General features: G+C 64.6%; 12 protein-coding genes and 1 tRNA gene. 11 read left to right on the top strand and 2 right to left on the bottom strand.

Annotated elements, in window-relative coordinates; translation table 11 throughout:
- Window positions 1–52 precede the first annotated feature (52 nt).
- The 3 genes from ECTHA_RS0110185 (at window position 53) to ECTHA_RS0110195 (ending at window position 5,329) form a co-directional block, all read left to right on the top strand.
- Window positions 53–1,237, top strand: coding sequence for an ATP phosphoribosyltransferase regulatory subunit (locus ECTHA_RS0110185; protein ID WP_025280796.1), 1,185 nt, complete (start codon window positions 53–55; stop codon window positions 1,235–1,237).
- 2 nt (window positions 1,238–1,239) lie between these two features.
- Entirely contained in the window at window positions 1,240–2,532 is a 1,293-nt protein-coding gene (locus tag ECTHA_RS0110190; protein ID WP_025280797.1) for an adenylosuccinate synthase, read from the top strand.
- A gap of 94 nt (window positions 2,533–2,626) precedes the next feature.
- A complete protein-coding gene (locus ECTHA_RS0110195) occupies window positions 2,627–5,329 on the top strand; it encodes a cation-transporting P-type ATPase (RefSeq protein ID WP_025280798.1) in 2,703 nt (900 codons plus the stop codon).
- A gap of 244 nt (window positions 5,330–5,573) precedes the next feature.
- Here ECTHA_RS0110195 and ECTHA_RS0110200 read toward each other — a convergent pair.
- Window positions 5,574–5,660: transfer RNA gene (locus ECTHA_RS0110200), tRNA-Leu, on the bottom strand.
- Window positions 5,661–5,755: 95 nt separating this feature from the next.
- Between ECTHA_RS0110200 and rnr the strand changes: the two genes are divergently transcribed.
- The gene (gene rnr, locus ECTHA_RS0110205; protein WP_025280799.1) at window positions 5,756–8,119 is read left to right on the top strand and encodes a ribonuclease R; all 2,364 of its coding nucleotides are present in this window, start codon (window positions 5,756–5,758) and stop codon (window positions 8,117–8,119) included.
- 4 nt (window positions 8,120–8,123) lie between these two features.
- The gene (gene rlmB, locus ECTHA_RS0110210) at window positions 8,124–8,870 is read left to right on the top strand and encodes a 23S rRNA (guanosine(2251)-2'-O)-methyltransferase RlmB (RefSeq protein WP_025280800.1); all 747 of its coding nucleotides are present in this window, start codon (window positions 8,124–8,126) and stop codon (window positions 8,868–8,870) included.
- 25 nt (window positions 8,871–8,895) lie between these two features.
- Here the strand turns inward: rlmB and ECTHA_RS0110215 are convergent, their stop codons facing one another.
- Complete coding sequence (locus ECTHA_RS0110215; protein ID WP_025280801.1) at window positions 8,896–9,579, bottom strand: rhomboid family intramembrane serine protease; 684 nt, start codon at window positions 9,577–9,579, stop codon at window positions 8,896–8,898.
- Between the two features lie 146 nt (window positions 9,580–9,725).
- Here ECTHA_RS0110215 and rpsF point away from each other — a divergent pair, with 146 nt between their 5' ends.
- From rpsF to alr, 6 genes are all read left to right on the top strand, one after another.
- Window positions 9,726–10,130, top strand: coding sequence for a 30S ribosomal protein S6 (rpsF, locus tag ECTHA_RS0110220; RefSeq protein WP_025280802.1), 405 nt, complete (start codon window positions 9,726–9,728; stop codon window positions 10,128–10,130).
- Between the two features lie 36 nt (window positions 10,131–10,166).
- Entirely contained in the window at window positions 10,167–10,391 is a 225-nt protein-coding gene (gene rpsR / locus ECTHA_RS0110225) for a 30S ribosomal protein S18 (protein WP_025280803.1), read from the top strand.
- 48 nt (window positions 10,392–10,439) lie between these two features.
- Window positions 10,440–11,360, top strand: coding sequence for a DUF2232 domain-containing protein (locus tag ECTHA_RS0110230; protein WP_025280804.1), 921 nt, complete (start codon window positions 10,440–10,442; stop codon window positions 11,358–11,360).
- Between the two features lie 53 nt (window positions 11,361–11,413).
- Window positions 11,414–11,863 (top strand): 50S ribosomal protein L9, encoded by a 450-nt coding sequence (gene rplI / locus ECTHA_RS0110235; RefSeq protein WP_025280805.1) that lies wholly within the window; start codon window positions 11,414–11,416, stop codon window positions 11,861–11,863.
- 234 nt (window positions 11,864–12,097) lie between these two features.
- Window positions 12,098–13,495, top strand: coding sequence for a replicative DNA helicase (dnaB, locus tag ECTHA_RS0110240; protein WP_051582635.1), 1,398 nt, complete (start codon window positions 12,098–12,100; stop codon window positions 13,493–13,495).
- Window positions 13,492–14,574, top strand: coding sequence for an alanine racemase (gene alr, locus ECTHA_RS0110245; RefSeq protein WP_025280807.1), 1,083 nt, complete (start codon window positions 13,492–13,494; stop codon window positions 14,572–14,574). Before dnaB ends, alr begins: the two co-directional genes overlap by 4 nt.
- Window positions 14,575–14,604: the final 30 nt, after the last annotated feature.

Genomic DNA, 14,604 nt, shown 5'->3' on the forward strand with positions numbered 1-14,604 from the left:
CATCCCCAATGCCGCACGCACCCGGAATTTCAAATGACCTTGATTGAGTGACATGACCGATTCCAATCGCTGGCTGCTTCCCGAAGGTGTGGAAGAGGCCCTGCCGCCCCTGGCGGAACGCCTTGAAACCTGCCGACGTCAACTGCTGGATCTCTACCATGGCTGGGGCTACCAGCTGGTCATGCCGCCCTTCATCGAATACCTGGAATCGTTACTGACCGGGACGGGACGGGGCCTGGATCTGCAAACCTTCAAACTCACCGACCAACTCAACGGTCGGCTGATGGGTGTGCGGGCAGACATGACGCCCCAGGTGGCCCGGATTGATGCCCACCGGCTCAAGTGTGAAGCCCCCTCTCGCCTGTGCTACATGGGCACGGTGCTGCACACTCGACCCGACGGCTTTGCCGGTTCCCGCAGCCTGCTGCAGGTGGGCGCTGAGCTGTACGGCCACTCGGGCCTGGACTCGGATCTGGAGATCCTCAGCCTCATGCTGGAGACCCTGGATGTCTGCCAGGTGGATACACCTCTGGTGGACCTGGGGCATGTGGGGATTTATCGGGCACTGGCAGTCCAGGCAGGTATGGACCCGGACCAGGAAATAACCCTGTTTGACATGCTCCAACGCAAGGCACTGCCGGAGATTCGGGAGTACCTTGGCGGACTGGCCATGGAGGATGCGCCGCGCCGTCGCCTCTCGGCCCTCGCGGAACTCAATGGGGGCGACGAGACCCTGGCGCGTGCTCGTGAGGTGCTGGCCGGGGCAGGGGATCTCGTCAGCCGTGCCCTGGACGACCTGGAGCAACTGGCCGAGGGTCTGCGCGCCCGATATCCGGCCGTCCTGCTGCATTTCGATCTGGCCGAATTGCGGGGCTATCATTATCACACCGGCCTGGTATTCGCCGCTTACAGGCCCGGTAACGGCCAGGAAGTGGCACGCGGGGGGCGCTATGACGATATTGGCCGGGTGTTCGGTCGAGCCCGCCCGGCCACCGGTTTCAGTGCCGATCTCAAGACCCTGGTGCGGCTCTCCGGGCAGCCGGAGAGTACCCCGGCACGGGCCATTTTCGCACCGGCAGACCCGGATACCTCCCTGGCAGCGACGGTCACCCGTCTGCGCCGGGAGGGGGAACGGGTGATTCAGGGCTTATCCGGTCAGACGGCGGATGCCGCCGCCATGGGCTGTGACCGGGTGCTGGTCAAATCCAATAATCAGTGGACAGTGGTGGACGCTTGAACATGAGTAAATTCGTGGTGGTCCTGGGCAGTCAGTGGGGCGATGAAGGCAAGGGCAAGGTGGTGGATCTGCTCACCGAGGAAGCCGCTGCCGTGGTGCGTTTTCAGGGTGGGCACAATGCCGGCCATACCCTGGTGATCGACGGTCGCAAGACGGTGCTGCACCTCATCCCCTCGGGCATCCTGCGCGACAATGTGCAGTGCCTGATCGGCAATGGCGTGGTGCTCTCCCCCGAGGCGCTGATGAAGGAAATGGCCATGCTGGAGAAGAACGGCGTGCCGGTGCGTGAGCGCCTGCGCCTGTCCGAATCCTGCCAGTTGATCCTGCCCTACCATGTCATGCTGGACCAGGCTCGTGAAAAAGCCCGTGGCAATGCCGCCATCGGTACCACTGGTCGGGGCATCGGCCCGGCCTACGAGGACAAGGTGGCGCGCCGCGGTCTGCGCCTGGGGGATCTGTTCCACCGGGAGCGCTTCGCCGCCAAGCTGGGTGAGGTGCTCGACTATCATAACTTTGTGCTCAAGCACTATTTCAAGGCCGAGACCCTGGACTTCCAGGCGGTGCTGGAACACTCCCTGGCAGTGGCCGAAGAGCTGGCCCCGATGATCATGGATGTGCCCGAGCGCCTGCGCCAGCTGCGCGAGCAGGGGGCATCGGTCATGTTCGAGGGGGCCCAGGGCACCCTGCTGGACATCGACCATGGCACCTATCCCTTCGTGACCTCTTCCAACACCACTGCCGGTGGCGTGTGCACCGGCAGTGGCGTGGGTCCCCTGGATCTGGATTACGTGCTTGGCATCACCAAGGCCTATACCACCCGTGTGGGCGCCGGTCCGTTCCCCACCGAACTGTTCGATGCCATGGGCGAGCACCTGGCCCATCGTGGCCATGAATTCGGTTCCACTACGGGTCGGCCACGTCGTTGTGGCTGGTTCGATGCCGTGGCCCTCAAGCGCGCGGTGGCCATCAACAGCATCAGTGGCCTGTGCGTCACCAAGCTGGACGTGCTGGACGGCCTGGAAACCCTGCAGGTCTGCGTGGGCTACCGCTGTGGTGACGTGGTTCACACCGAGCCGCCAGCAGGCGCCGATGCCTACGCCGAATGCGAGGCCATCTACGAGGAGCTGCCGGGCTGGCAGGAGTCCACCGTCGGGGTCACCGACTATGACCAATTGCCCGCCAACGCCCGGACCTATCTGGAGCGTATCCAGGAGGTGTCAGGAGTTCCCGTGGACATGATCTCCACTGGCCCGGACCGCGGTCAGACCATCCTCAAGCGCCATCCGTTCGCTTAACTCCTTCGTATAGTCCCACGCCTCCCGGGGTGTCATGCCCCGGGAGGTCGTGTGGGTGCGGCCCTGGGCCGCCCATTCTCAAAAGAGTCCCGCCATGTCCGAGGAACAGGAATCCCCCGAGCAGCGCTCCTGGCATCATCTGGAGCCGGAAGACGTCCTGAAGACACTGGAGACACCCGAAGAGGGTCTCGCTGAAGACGAGGTGGAGCGGCGACGCGAGGTCCATGGGTCCAACCGTCTCCCGTCGCCCCGCACCCGGGGTCCGCTGCGCCGTTTCCTGGCGCAGTTCCATAACCTGCTGATCTACGTGCTCATGGGTGCCGCCCTGGTCACGGCGTTGCTGGGCCACTGGGTGGACACCGGCGTGATCCTGGCGGTGGTGCTGCTCAACTCCATCATCGGGTTCGTGCAGGAGGGCAAGGCGGAAAAGGCCCTGGACGCCATCCGCGACATGCTCTCCCCCCATGCCTCGGTGCGTCGCGCAGGTCATCGTTCCACGGTGCCGGCCGAGGAGCTGGTGCCCGGCGATCTGGTGCTGATCGAGCCGGGTGACAAGGTGCCGGCGGACCTGCGCCTGATCAAGGTCAAGGGCCTTCAGGTTCAGGAGGCGGTGCTGACCGGCGAGTCCGTGCCCGTGGACAAGGGCGTCGATCCGGTGGAGTCTGAGGCAGAACTGGGTGACCGGCTGTCCATGGCCTTTTCCGGCACCCTGGTCACGGCCGGACAAGCCACCGGTGTTGTTGTGGAGACGGGCGCTCGCACCCAGATCGGTCGCATCAGCGGCATGCTCTCTGAGGTGCAGACCCTCACCACCCCCTTGATCAAGGCCATGAACACCTTCGCCCGCTGGCTCACCCTGGCCATCGTCATGCTGGCGGCCATGGTGTTCAGCTTCGGTCTGCTGGTGCGCGATTACAGCGCCGTGGAGATGTTCATGGCCGCCGTGGCCCTGGCGGTGGCCGCCATCCCCGAGGGGCTGCCGGCCATCCTCACCGTGACACTGGCCATTGGCGTGCAGCTCATGGCCTCACGCAATGCCATCATCCGGCGACTGCCTGCGGTGGAGACCCTGGGCTCGGTGTCCATCATCTGTTCCGACAAGACCGGCACGCTCACCCGTAACGAGATGACGGTGCGCTCCCTGGCCCTGGCGGGGGGCTTTTACGAAGTCACGGGTGTGGGTTACGACCCCCATGGGGCCTTTGAGCGAGACGGTGCAGAGGTGGACCCGGATGATGACGCTGCCCTGGGCGAGGTCATCCGCGCCATGGTCCTGTGCAACGACTCCAGTCTGTACAAGCGCGATGACCAGTGGGTGGTGGAAGGCGATCCCATGGAGGGGGCCTTGCTCACCGCCGGCATGAAGGCCGGCCTGAACATGGAACAGCTCAACAAGCACTGGCCGCGCACGGACGTGGTGCCCTTTGAATCCGAACACCGCTTCATGGCCACCCTGAACCATGATCATGACGGCAACGGCATGATCTATGTGAAGGGGGCCCCGGAGCAGATTCTGGAGATGTGTTCCCGGGTGTCCGGAGAAGAGTCGCTCGACAAGGATCACTGGCTGGCCAAGGTGGACGAACTGGCCAATCGGGGGGAACGGATCCTGGCGGTGGCGCGGCGCAAGAGTGATAACGGTCAGCGGGAAATCAAGTTCGACGAGCTGGGCTCTGAGTTCGAGTTCCTGGGACTGTTCGGCTTGATCGATCCGCCCCGCGAGGAGGCCATCACCTCGGTGGCAGAGTGCCAGCAGGCGGGTATCCGGGTGAAGATGATCACCGGTGACCACGCCGGCACGGCCCAGGCCATCGCCCGGCAGCTGGGCCTGGCCCATGCCGACGAGGTGCTCACCGGCCGGGATATCGACAGCATGGACGACGAGGCCCTGCGCGAGGCCGTGCCTCGGGTGGATGTGTTCGCCCGAGCGGCGCCCGAGCACAAGCTGCGCCTGGTTCGCGCCCTGCAATGGCACGGCTATGTGGTGGCCATGACCGGGGATGGAGTCAACGATGCGCCGGCCCTCAAGCAGGCGGACGTGGGTGTGGCCATGGGGCGCAACGGCACCGAAACGGCCAAGGAGGCCTCGGAGATGGTGCTGGCGGATGACAATTTTGCCTCCATCGCCCATGCGGTGCGCGAAGGGCGGCGGGTCTACGACAATCTCAAGAAGGCCATCACCTTCCTGCTGCCCATCAACGGCGGAGAGTCGGGTTCCATCATTGCTGCCATCATGCTGGGCATGGCCCTGCCCATCACGCCCCTGCAGGTGCTGTGGGTGAACATGGTCAGTTCGGTGGGCCTGGCCATGGCCCTGGCCTTCGAGCCGGCGGAGAAGGATGTGATGAGCCGGCCGCCGCGCAAACCCGGGGAGCCGATACTCTCCCTGTTCCTGGTGTGGCGCATCCTGTTCGTCTCGGTCCTGTTTCTGGCCGGTATCTTCGGCATGTACCTGTGGTCCATCCAGGCCGGCTACAGCATCGATGCGGCCCGCACCCATGCAGTGAACACTCTGGTGATCATGGAGGTGTTCTACCTGCTCAGCGTTCGCTCCCTGAAGGTGCGCTCCCTCACCCTCAAGGGGCTCATCGGTACCCGTGCCGTGGCCATCGCGATCCTGGTGGTGGTGACCCTGCAGATGATCTTCACCTACGCGCCGTTCATGCAGTTCTTCTTCGACAGCACGGCGGTGGGTCTGTACGCCTGGGGCATCATGCTCGGCGTGGGTGTGGTGCTCTTCATCATCCTGGAACTGGAGAAGGCGGTGCGCAACCGTATCGCCCAATCCAGAAGCTAGGTGTTGCCTCCCGCAATGGACGATTTCCGACTGCCTCCTGGACCCCATTCCGGGTCCGGGGCGTTCGGGAACGTGGCGGATACCCAGGGTGGCGTCTGAAGCGTATGGTTCGGACAGGAAGGGCGGGGGGGTGCGCCGGCACGGGCATGCCCCGCATGGCGCTGGGAATTACCGGACAAAAGGCGTACAATTCGCCCCTTCAAACGAAAACGGCCCGCTTTCGCGGGCCGTTTCATCACAAAGATGGTGCCGAGGAGAGGACTTGAACCTCCACGGGGTCTCCCCCACTAATACCTGAAACTAGCGCGTCTACCAATTCCGCCACCTCGGCCTGAGGCAGGTGTGTCCTGCGTTTCAGATGAGCGCGCATTCTAAACGATCGGGGATGTTTGTCAACACCCCAGCTTAAAATTATTTGGCGACTACATGACAAGAAAGAAAAAAACGATTCCCCAGGACCCCAACTTCGACAGAGAGGCCAGGAAATACGAACGCCCCATCCCCAGCCGTGAACTGATCCTCCAGGTGATCGACGACGCCGACGGCCCCATCAACTTCGAACCCCTGGCCGAACGCCTGCAGCTCCAGGAAGACGTGGATCTCGAGGCCCTGACGCGTCGTCTGCGTGCCATGGAGCGGGATGGCCAGCTGGTGTGCAACCGGGCTGGCGGCTGGCTGCCGGTGAACCAGTGCGATCTGGTACGTGGTCGGGTCTCCGCTCACCCGGACGGCTTCGGTTTTCTGATCCCTGACGAAGGCAAGGACGATCTGTTCCTCTCTCCCCGGCAGATGCGGGCCCTGATGCATGGTGACCGGGCCGTGGCCCGGGTGATCGGCATCGACCGCCGCGGCCGCCGGGAAGGGGCTGTGATCGAAGTGCTGGAGCGCAACACCCAGCAGATCGTCGGGCGTCTCACGGTGGAGGGGGGTATCGGCTTTGTGGACCCGGACAACAAGCGACTGCCTCAGGATGTCCTGATACCGCCGGAATGCCTGGGCGGTGCCGAGCCGGGTCAGATTGTCGTGGTGCATATCCGCGAACAGCCTTCCAAGCGCACCCGTCCCATCGGCCAGATCGTTCAGGTGCTGGGCGAGCACATGGCGCCGGGAATGGAGATCGACATCGCCGTGCGCAACTACGGTCTGCCCTTTGAATGGCCGGAAGAGGTGACCGAGGCAGCCGATGCCTTCGGCGCCCAGGTGGCGGAATCCGCCAAGAAGGCTCGTCTGGATCTGCGCGAGATGCCGTTGGTCACCATCGACGGCGAGGACTCCCGGGACTTTGACGATGCCGTGTATTGCGAATCCCTTGGGCGACGCGGCTACAAGCTGTGGGTGGCCATCGCCGATGTCTCTCACTACGTGCAGGCAGAGGATGCCCTGGACAAGGAGGCCTATAACCGGGGCACTTCCGTGTACTTCCCGGATCGGGTCATTCCCATGTTGCCGGAAGTGCTCTCCAACGGCCTGTGTTCCCTGAATCCGGATGTGGATCGTCTCTGCATGGTCTGCGAAATGACCATCAATTCCCGTGGCCGCATCACGGACTACGATTTTCACGAGGCGGTGATGCGCTCCCATGCCCGGCTCACCTATACCGACGTGGCCCGGGTGCTGGTGGATCGTGACCCCAAGGCGGTGGAGCGTCATGAGGCCGTGGTGCCGCACCTGGAAAACCTCTACGGCCTCTACAAGCTGCTGCGCAAGGCTAGGGACAACCGGGGCACCATCGACTTCGAGAGCACCGAGACCCGCATCATCTTCGGTGAGGATCGCAAGATCGAGCGCATCGTGCCCTACGAGCGCAACGACGCCCACAAGATCATCGAGGAGTGCATGATCGCGGCCAACGTGGCCACGGCGAAGTTCCTGCGGCGGCATCGCATGCCCACACTTTTCCGGGTGCACGAAGGGCCGCGCGCCCAGAAGCTCAACGATCTGCGTGAATACCTGGGTGGCCTGGGTCTGTCCCTGGGCGGGGGTGATGAACCCAGCCCGGCAGACTTTGCCGAACTGCTGGACTCGGTGAAGGAGCGGCCCGATGCCCACCTGGTGCAGATGGCGCTGCTGCGCTCTCTGTCCCAGGCCGTGTACAGCCCGGAGCGGCTGGGTCACTTCGGTCTGGCCCACGAGGATTATCTGCACTTCACCTCGCCGATTCGCCGGTATCCGGACCTGCTGGTGCACCGGGGTATCCGCCATGTGCTTCAGGGCGGCAAGCCCAAGGAGTTCACCTATACCAAGGCGGATATGGTCGCCATGGGTGAGCACTGCTCCATGGCAGAGCGTCGTGCCGACGAAGCCTCCTGGGACGTGGAGGCCTGGCTCAAGTGCGAGTACATGCAGGACCGTGTGGGCGAGGCGTTCGATGGCGTGGTCAAGACCGTCACCTCATTTGGTCTGTTCGTGGAGCTCAAGGACATCTACGTGGAGGGCCTGGTGCACGTGACGAGCCTCTCCAACGACTATTACCACTTCGACCCGGCCACCCACTGTCTCAAGGGTGAACGCAGCGGCCGTCGTTACCGCATGGGTGATCCCATTCGTGTGCAACTGGCCCAGGTCAATCTGGATGACCGCAAGATCGACTTCATCCCCGCGCCGGGTGAGGAAGAGCCCGGAGATGGCAAGGGAGGCGGCAAAGGCGGCAAGAGTCGTGGCCGCAGGAAGGACAAGGCCGAAAAGGCGGCTGCCACGGCCCACGAGGAGGGTAAGTCGAAGGACAAGGATAAGGGCAAAAGCAAGAGTCGTTCCGGTCGGCGCCGCAGCCGCAAGCGCAGCGAGGCCTGAGGTCATGGCGGCTCATGACGAGGTCTTCGGGCTTCACGCGGTGGAGGCCCTGCTGCGCCAGTCCCCCGGGCGGGTGGAATCCCTGCGGGTGCAGTCGGGGCGCGTGGATGCCCGCATGCAGGCCATCCTGGATCAGGCGGACCGGGCGGGCATCCCGGTCACGCGCCTGCCCCGTCGGGATCTGGATGCCCAGGCCGGCGGCGCCACTCACCAGGGGGTGATCGCCCGGGCGCAGCCCGTGGCCTCCCTGGGGGAGAAGGATCTGCCGGATGTGGTCATGGCCCCCGGGGAAGGGGCTCCCGTGCTCCTGCTGGTGCTGGATGGCGTGACCGATCCCCATAACCTGGGGGCCTGCCTGCGCACCGCCGATGCCGCCGGCGTGACCGCGGTCATCGCCCCCCGGGACCGGGCCGTGGGCCTCACCCCGGTGGTGCGCAAGGTGGCCTGCGGGGCGGCCGAATCGGTGCCCTTCATCCAGGTGACCAACCTGGCGCGCACCCTGGATCTGCTCAAGGATCTGGGGGTGTGGACGGTGGGCACCACGGGCGAGGCCGACACGGGCTTGTATGACGCGGACCTGACGGGCCCCACGGCCCTGGTGCTGGGTGCCGAGGGCAAGGGCATGCGCCGCCTCACCGCCGAGCGTTGCGACGCGCTGGTGCGTCTGCCCATGCGTGGGCAGGTGGAGAGCCTGAACGTGTCGGTGGCGGCGGGGGTGTGCCTGTACGAGGCGGTCCGGCAGCGGGGGTGAGGGGTGAGGGCCGCCGCGCCCCGGATCATTGCAGCAGCCGGACATCCCGCCGCTTGAACACGAACAGCAGCGCCACGCCGGCGGCAAACCCGGCCACGTGGGCCAGAAAGGCCACCCCAGGCTGATCCGGCGGTGTGAGCAGCGCCTGAAACAGCTGGATCACGAACCACAGCACCAGCACGGCCGCCGCTGGCAATCGCGCCGGATAAAGGATCAGGCCCAGTGGGATCAGCACCGTGATCCGCGATGACGGATGCAGCAGCAGATAGGCCCCCAGCACCGCCGAGATGGCGCCGCTGGCGCCGATCATGGGCACCTCCGAACCGGGGGCGAACAGGCCGTGCCCCAGGGCCGCCACCGCGCCGCCCAGCAGATAGAACACCAGAAAACGTCCGTGACCCATGGCGTCTTCCACGTTGTTGGCAAACACATACAGAAACAGCATGTTGCTGATCAGGTGCAGCCAGCCCCCATGCAGGAACTGGCTGGTGAAGACCGTCATCCAGGGGGCCACCACCTGCACGTCCTCGGGCAAGCGGGCCCCCTGCAGCAGCACCGCCGGCACGAAGCCCAGGCCGTAGACCACGTGGAGCAGGGCCTGGGAGTCCAGGGTGAGCTGCCAGAAGAACACCAGCACGCAGCCGATCAGCAGGGTCCAGGTGATCAGCGGCGGTCGTTCGGTGGGATTCTCGTCATTGATGGGGATCATCCGTCCGTCCCTTTTGCATGCACTGCTCGCGCCGATTGCTTAGAGCCGCCCAAGCGGTTAAGATTCCGCCTTTTGCCGGGCCTGCCCGGCGTCTCTCCTTGCCTCACCGGATCGCCGGGAGGCTGATACCCGAAAGGAAAATCACAATGCGTCATTACGAAATCGTCTTCATGGTCCACCCGGACCAGAGCGAGCAAGTGCCCGCCATGATGGAACGCTATCGGGGGATCATCGAATCCGCCGAGGGTGAGATCCACCGCCTGGAAGACTGGGGCCGTCGCCAGTTGGCCTATCCCATCCAGAAGCTGCACAAGGCCCACTATGTGCTGATGAACGTGGAATGCCCTGAAGCGGCCCTGGAAGAACTGGTCAGCGCCTTCCGCTTCAACGATGCCGTGATCCGTCACCTGGTGATGTCCATGGATCGTGCCTTCACCGACGTCTCCCCCCTGGCCAAGAACCGGGATGACGACGACAGCGACAGCAGCGCCCGGTCCTCTGACGACGACGACAGCGACGACGACTCCAGCCGTTCCGCTTCCGCCGACTGATCATCTCCCCGTTCCAACGTATTCCGAGGTAAGACCATGGCCCGTTTCTTCCGCCGTCGCAAGTATTGCCGTTTCACCGCCGAGGGCGTTGAGTTCATTGACTACAAGGACCTCAACACCCTGAAGAACTATGTCACCGAAACCGGCAAGATCGTTCCCAGCCGGATCACCGGTACCAGTGCCCGTTATCAGCGTCAGCTGGCCACCGCCATCAAGCGGGCGCGCTTCCTGGCACTGCTGCCTTACTCCGACAACCACTGAGTTGGCTGGCCGTCCGGTACCCTCCCTGGGTACCAGTGGCAGGATCCCATGAAGCCTTTGGCGTCATTCATCATGCAGGGCCGCTTGCGGGCCGCCACGGCCACCGCCGGATTCGGTGTGGCTGGTCTGTTGCTCCCGCCGCTGGCCCTGGTCAGCAGCTCGGCTGTCTCCCTGGTGACCTTGCGTCTGGGCGCGGCCCAGGGCGTGGCCGTGGCGGCCCTGGCCGCCCTGGTGCTTGCGCTGATCGCCTGGGTGGCGGGTCTGCACCCCGCTGTGGGGATGATCACTGCCCTGGTGCAATGGCTGCCGGCCCTGGTGCTGGCCGAGGTGCTGCGCAGGACGTTCTCCTGGGCCATCACCCTGTCGGTGGGTATCGGCATCGGTTGCGGCGTCATTCTGTTGTTGCACGCGACCGTGCCCAACCTGCCGCAGATGTGGCTGGCGGTGCTGGAGCAGGCTGTGGGTCCGTTGTTCGAGCAGTCGGGGGTGACCGGCAGTGAACGCCAGCAGGCCTTCCTGCAGGCGGCCTCGCTGATGACCGGCATGCTGGCGGCGGTATCGCTGCTGGCCCTGAGCGCGGCACTCATCCTGGCCCGTTACTGGCAGGCGGTGTTGTACAACCCCGGTGGTTTCAGGGAGGAGTTTCATGCCCTGAGCCTGGGCCGTGTGCCGGCCATGATGCTGGTGGGGCTCTTGCTGGTGGCGTGGCTTGCCGATTCCTACCTGCTGTTCGAGTTGTCGCTGGTGTTCTTGATGGCCTTCTTCCTGCACGGGCTGGCGGTCATCCATGGCACCAATGCCCGGATGAATTTGAGCCGGATCTGGCTGGTGTTCACCTACGTGTTGCTGGCGCTGGCCCTGCCGCAGATGGTGATCCTGCTGGCTACCCTGGGGGTGATGGACAGCTTCCTGAACCTGCGCGGCCGACTGACCCGGGCCCAGCCCGAAGACAAGTCCGACGATACCTGATGCCCGACCTCTCGGCGGGCAACGCATTTGATTCTTGATTGAGGTAAAAACCGATGGAAGTCATTCTCCTGGAAAAGGTGGAAAACCTGGGCAACCTGGGTGACAAGGTGCGCGTGCGTGCCGGGTATGCCCGTAATTACCTGCTGCCCCAGGGCAAGGCCAAGTTTGCCACCGAAGCCAACCTGGCCGAGTTTGAGGCTCGCCGTGCCGAACTGGAAAAGGCCGCCGCCGAGTCGCTGGCTGCCGCCGAGTCCCGTCGTGACAAGCTGGAGGCCATGACGGTCACCGTGACGGCCAAGGCGGGTGGTGAAGGCAAGCTGTTCGGCTCCGTGGGTACCGCCGACATCGCCGATGCAGTGACCGCCGCTGGCGGTGAACTGGAAAAGCGCGAAGTGCGCATGCCTGATGGCCCGCTGCGGGTGGTGGGCGAGTACGAGATTGCCCTGCAACTGCACACCGACGTGAAGGCCACTCTGAAGGTCGTGGTGGCAGGCGAAGAATAAGCACTGCCATGCCACGCCCCACCGGTGTCTGAGGCAGGGGCGTGGTGACGGAAGTGTCTCGCGTGGGAGCGGCCCCGGGCCGCGAAGGGATGGCTTGGCCCCGACCGGGGGCCGTTTGCTGCCTTCGCGGTCCGGGGCCGCTCCCACATGGGGTGGCCTCGAAATCATGCTATTGTTTCGATGAGGCACCGCCCATCCGTGCTTCGGTTGCTCGACTCCTTCCGGTAGAACTCCATGTACGAAACACCCCCACCGCCCCATTACGACACCGATACCTCTTCGCTCAAGATTCCACCCCATTCCATTGAGGCAGAGCAGGCCGTTCTCGGCGGCCTCATGCTCGAGAATGAGGCCTGGGACACGGTGGCCGACGCCGTGGCCGAGGTGGACTTCTATCGACACGATCACCGGCTGATCTTCCGCGCCATCGCCGAGCTGGCGGGCCGCAATGCCCCCTTCGACGTGGTGACCATCTCCGAACGTCTGGAATCCCGCGGCGAGCTTGAGGAGGCGGGTGGGCTGGCCTATCTGGGCCTGCTGGCCCGCGACACGCCCAGCGCCGCCAATATCTCCGCGTATGCGGCGATCGTGCGCGAACGGTCGGTGGTGCGCCAGCTGATCAGTGTGGGCACCGGCATTGCCGATAGCGGCTTCAAGCCCGAGGGCCGTGACAGCCAGCAGCTGCTGGATGAGGCGGAACAGAAGGTCTTCAAGATCGCTGAACAGGGCCAGCGTTCCCGTCAGGGTTTTCGCGGCATGCGCACCCTGCTCAAGTCCACCGTCGAACACATCGAGATGCTCTTCGAGCAGGACACCCCCATCACCGGTCTGCCCACCGGCTATGATGAGTTCGACGAGATGACCTCGGGGCTGCAACCCGGGGATCTGGTCATCATGGCCGGGCGTCCCTCCATGGGCAAGACCTCCTTCGCCATGAACATGGCCGAATATGCCGCCCTCAAGCAGCAGTATCCGGTGGCCGTTTTCAGCATGGAGATGCCCGGCGAGCAGCTGGCCATGCGGCTGCTGTCATCCCTGGGACGCATCAATCAGCAACGCCTGCGCACCGGTCGCCTGGAGGATGATGACTGGCCCCGGTTCTCCAGCGCCGTGTCCATGCTCTCCGAGGCCCAGCTCTACATTGACGACAGTCCGGCCCTGTCGCCCAACGACCTGCGCGCGCGCGCGCGACGACTCATGCGCGAGCACAAGAAGCTGGGGCTCATCGTTGTGGATTATCTGCAGCTCATGCAGGTGCCGGGCAGCGCCGAGAACCGGACCAACGAGATTTCGGAAATCTCCCGCGGGCTCAAGGCTCTGGCCAAGGAAATGAACGTGCCGGTGATCGCTCTCTCCCAGCTCAACCGCAGCCTGGAGCAGCGCCCCAACAAGCGCCCGGTGATGTCGGATCTGCGCGAATCAGGCGCCATTGAGCAGGATGCGGACCTGATCGTCTTCATTTATCGGGATGAGGTCTACAACGAGGACAGCCCCGACAAGGGCACGGCGGAGATCATCATCGCCAAGCAGCGTAACGGTCCCATCGGCGTGGTGCGGCTGACCTTCCTGGGGCAGTACACCCGTTTCGAGAACTACGTGCCGGAAATCTATTCCAACGAGGCCTTTTCGTGAAGCGCGCTGCCCGGGCGCATCTGCGGCTGGGTGCCCTGGAACATAACCTGGGGCGGGTGCGGGAGGCTGCGCCGGGACGGCGTGTGATGGCCGTGATCAAGGCCGAGGCTTATGGGCACGGTCTGCTGCGAGTGGCCCATGTGCTGGCGCCGCTGGCGGATGGGTTTGCCGTGTCCTGCATGGACGAGGCGGAGGCCTTGCGTGGCGCCGGTTTTCGTCTGCCTCTGCTGGTGATGCAGGGCTTCAAGAATGACCGGGAACTGCGCCAGGCCGCGCGTGAAGATATCACCGTGGTGGTCCACGACGAGAGCCAGCTTCGCCTCCTGGAAACCACGCCGCTTTCCAGCCCACTGCAGGTCTGGCTCAAGCTTGATACCGGCATGGGGCGCCTGGGTTTCTCTGCCACGCGCGCCGCCGCCTTGCATGGAGGGCTGCAGCGATGTGCCCAGGTGGTGCAACCACCGGTATGGATGACTCATCTGGCCTGTGCCGATGAGCCCGAACGTCCGGAGAACGCTGCCCAGTTGAACCGCTTCGAAGCGGCCACCCAGGGGCTGTCAGGTCTACGCAGTCTGGCCAACTCCGCGTCCATCCTCGCCCTGCCACGAAGTCACGGGGACTGGGTACGCCCCGGCATCATGCTCTATGGGGCGTCGCCCCTGGCCGACCGGGACCCCGCCCGGCATGGCCTTGAGCCGGTGATGCACCTGCAGGCACCCCTGGTGGCCATACAGGATCGGTCTCTGGGGGATACCGTGGGCTATGGCGCCACCTTCCAGTGCCCGAGGCCTACCCGGGTGGGTGTGGTGGCCATTGGCTATGCCGATGGTTACCCCCGGCATGTGCCCAATGGCACCCCGGTCCTTGTGGGCGCAAGTCGTGCCCCGTTGATCGGCCGGGTTTCCATGGACATGATCACCGTGGATCTGACCGACCATCCCCAGGCGGCGGTGGGCGATCCCGTCACCCTGTGGGGCGAGGGCCTGCCGGTGGATGAGATCGCGGCGGCCGCCGAGACCATCAGCTACGATCTGCTTTGCGCCGTGGCCGATCGCGTGCAGGTGACCACGCAGCCCTGAACCGGGGCCATCCGACTTTTCCGAGGACCC

This window comes from Ectothiorhodospira haloalkaliphila ATCC 51935 (assembly GCF_000633935.1).
GTDB lineage: Bacteria > Pseudomonadota > Gammaproteobacteria > Ectothiorhodospirales > Ectothiorhodospiraceae > Ectothiorhodospira > Ectothiorhodospira haloalkaliphila.

Excerpts from the sequence above, each read along its gene's own strand:
- ECTHA_RS0110185 (WP_025280796.1), top strand. The coding sequence starts at position 53 with ATGACCGATTCCAATCGCTGGCTGCTTCCCGAAGGTGTGGAAGAGGCC.
- ECTHA_RS0110190 (WP_025280797.1), top strand. The coding sequence starts at position 1,240 with ATGAGTAAATTCGTGGTGGTCCTGGGCAGTCAGTGGGGCGATGAAGGC.
- ECTHA_RS0110195 (WP_025280798.1), top strand. The coding sequence starts at position 2,627 with ATGTCCGAGGAACAGGAATCCCCCGAGCAGCGCTCCTGGCATCATCTG.
- rnr (WP_025280799.1), top strand. The coding sequence starts at position 5,756 with ATGACAAGAAAGAAAAAAACGATTCCCCAGGACCCCAACTTCGACAGA.
- rlmB (WP_025280800.1), top strand. The coding sequence starts at position 8,124 with ATGGCGGCTCATGACGAGGTCTTCGGGCTTCACGCGGTGGAGGCCCTG.
- ECTHA_RS0110215 (WP_025280801.1), bottom strand. The coding sequence starts at position 9,579 with ATGATCCCCATCAATGACGAGAATCCCACCGAACGACCGCCGCTGATC.
- rpsF (WP_025280802.1), top strand. The coding sequence starts at position 9,726 with ATGCGTCATTACGAAATCGTCTTCATGGTCCACCCGGACCAGAGCGAG.
- rpsR (WP_025280803.1), top strand. The coding sequence starts at position 10,167 with ATGGCCCGTTTCTTCCGCCGTCGCAAGTATTGCCGTTTCACCGCCGAG.
- ECTHA_RS0110230 (WP_025280804.1), top strand. The coding sequence starts at position 10,440 with ATGAAGCCTTTGGCGTCATTCATCATGCAGGGCCGCTTGCGGGCCGCC.
- rplI (WP_025280805.1), top strand. The coding sequence starts at position 11,414 with ATGGAAGTCATTCTCCTGGAAAAGGTGGAAAACCTGGGCAACCTGGGT.
- dnaB (WP_051582635.1), top strand. The coding sequence starts at position 12,098 with ATGTACGAAACACCCCCACCGCCCCATTACGACACCGATACCTCTTCG.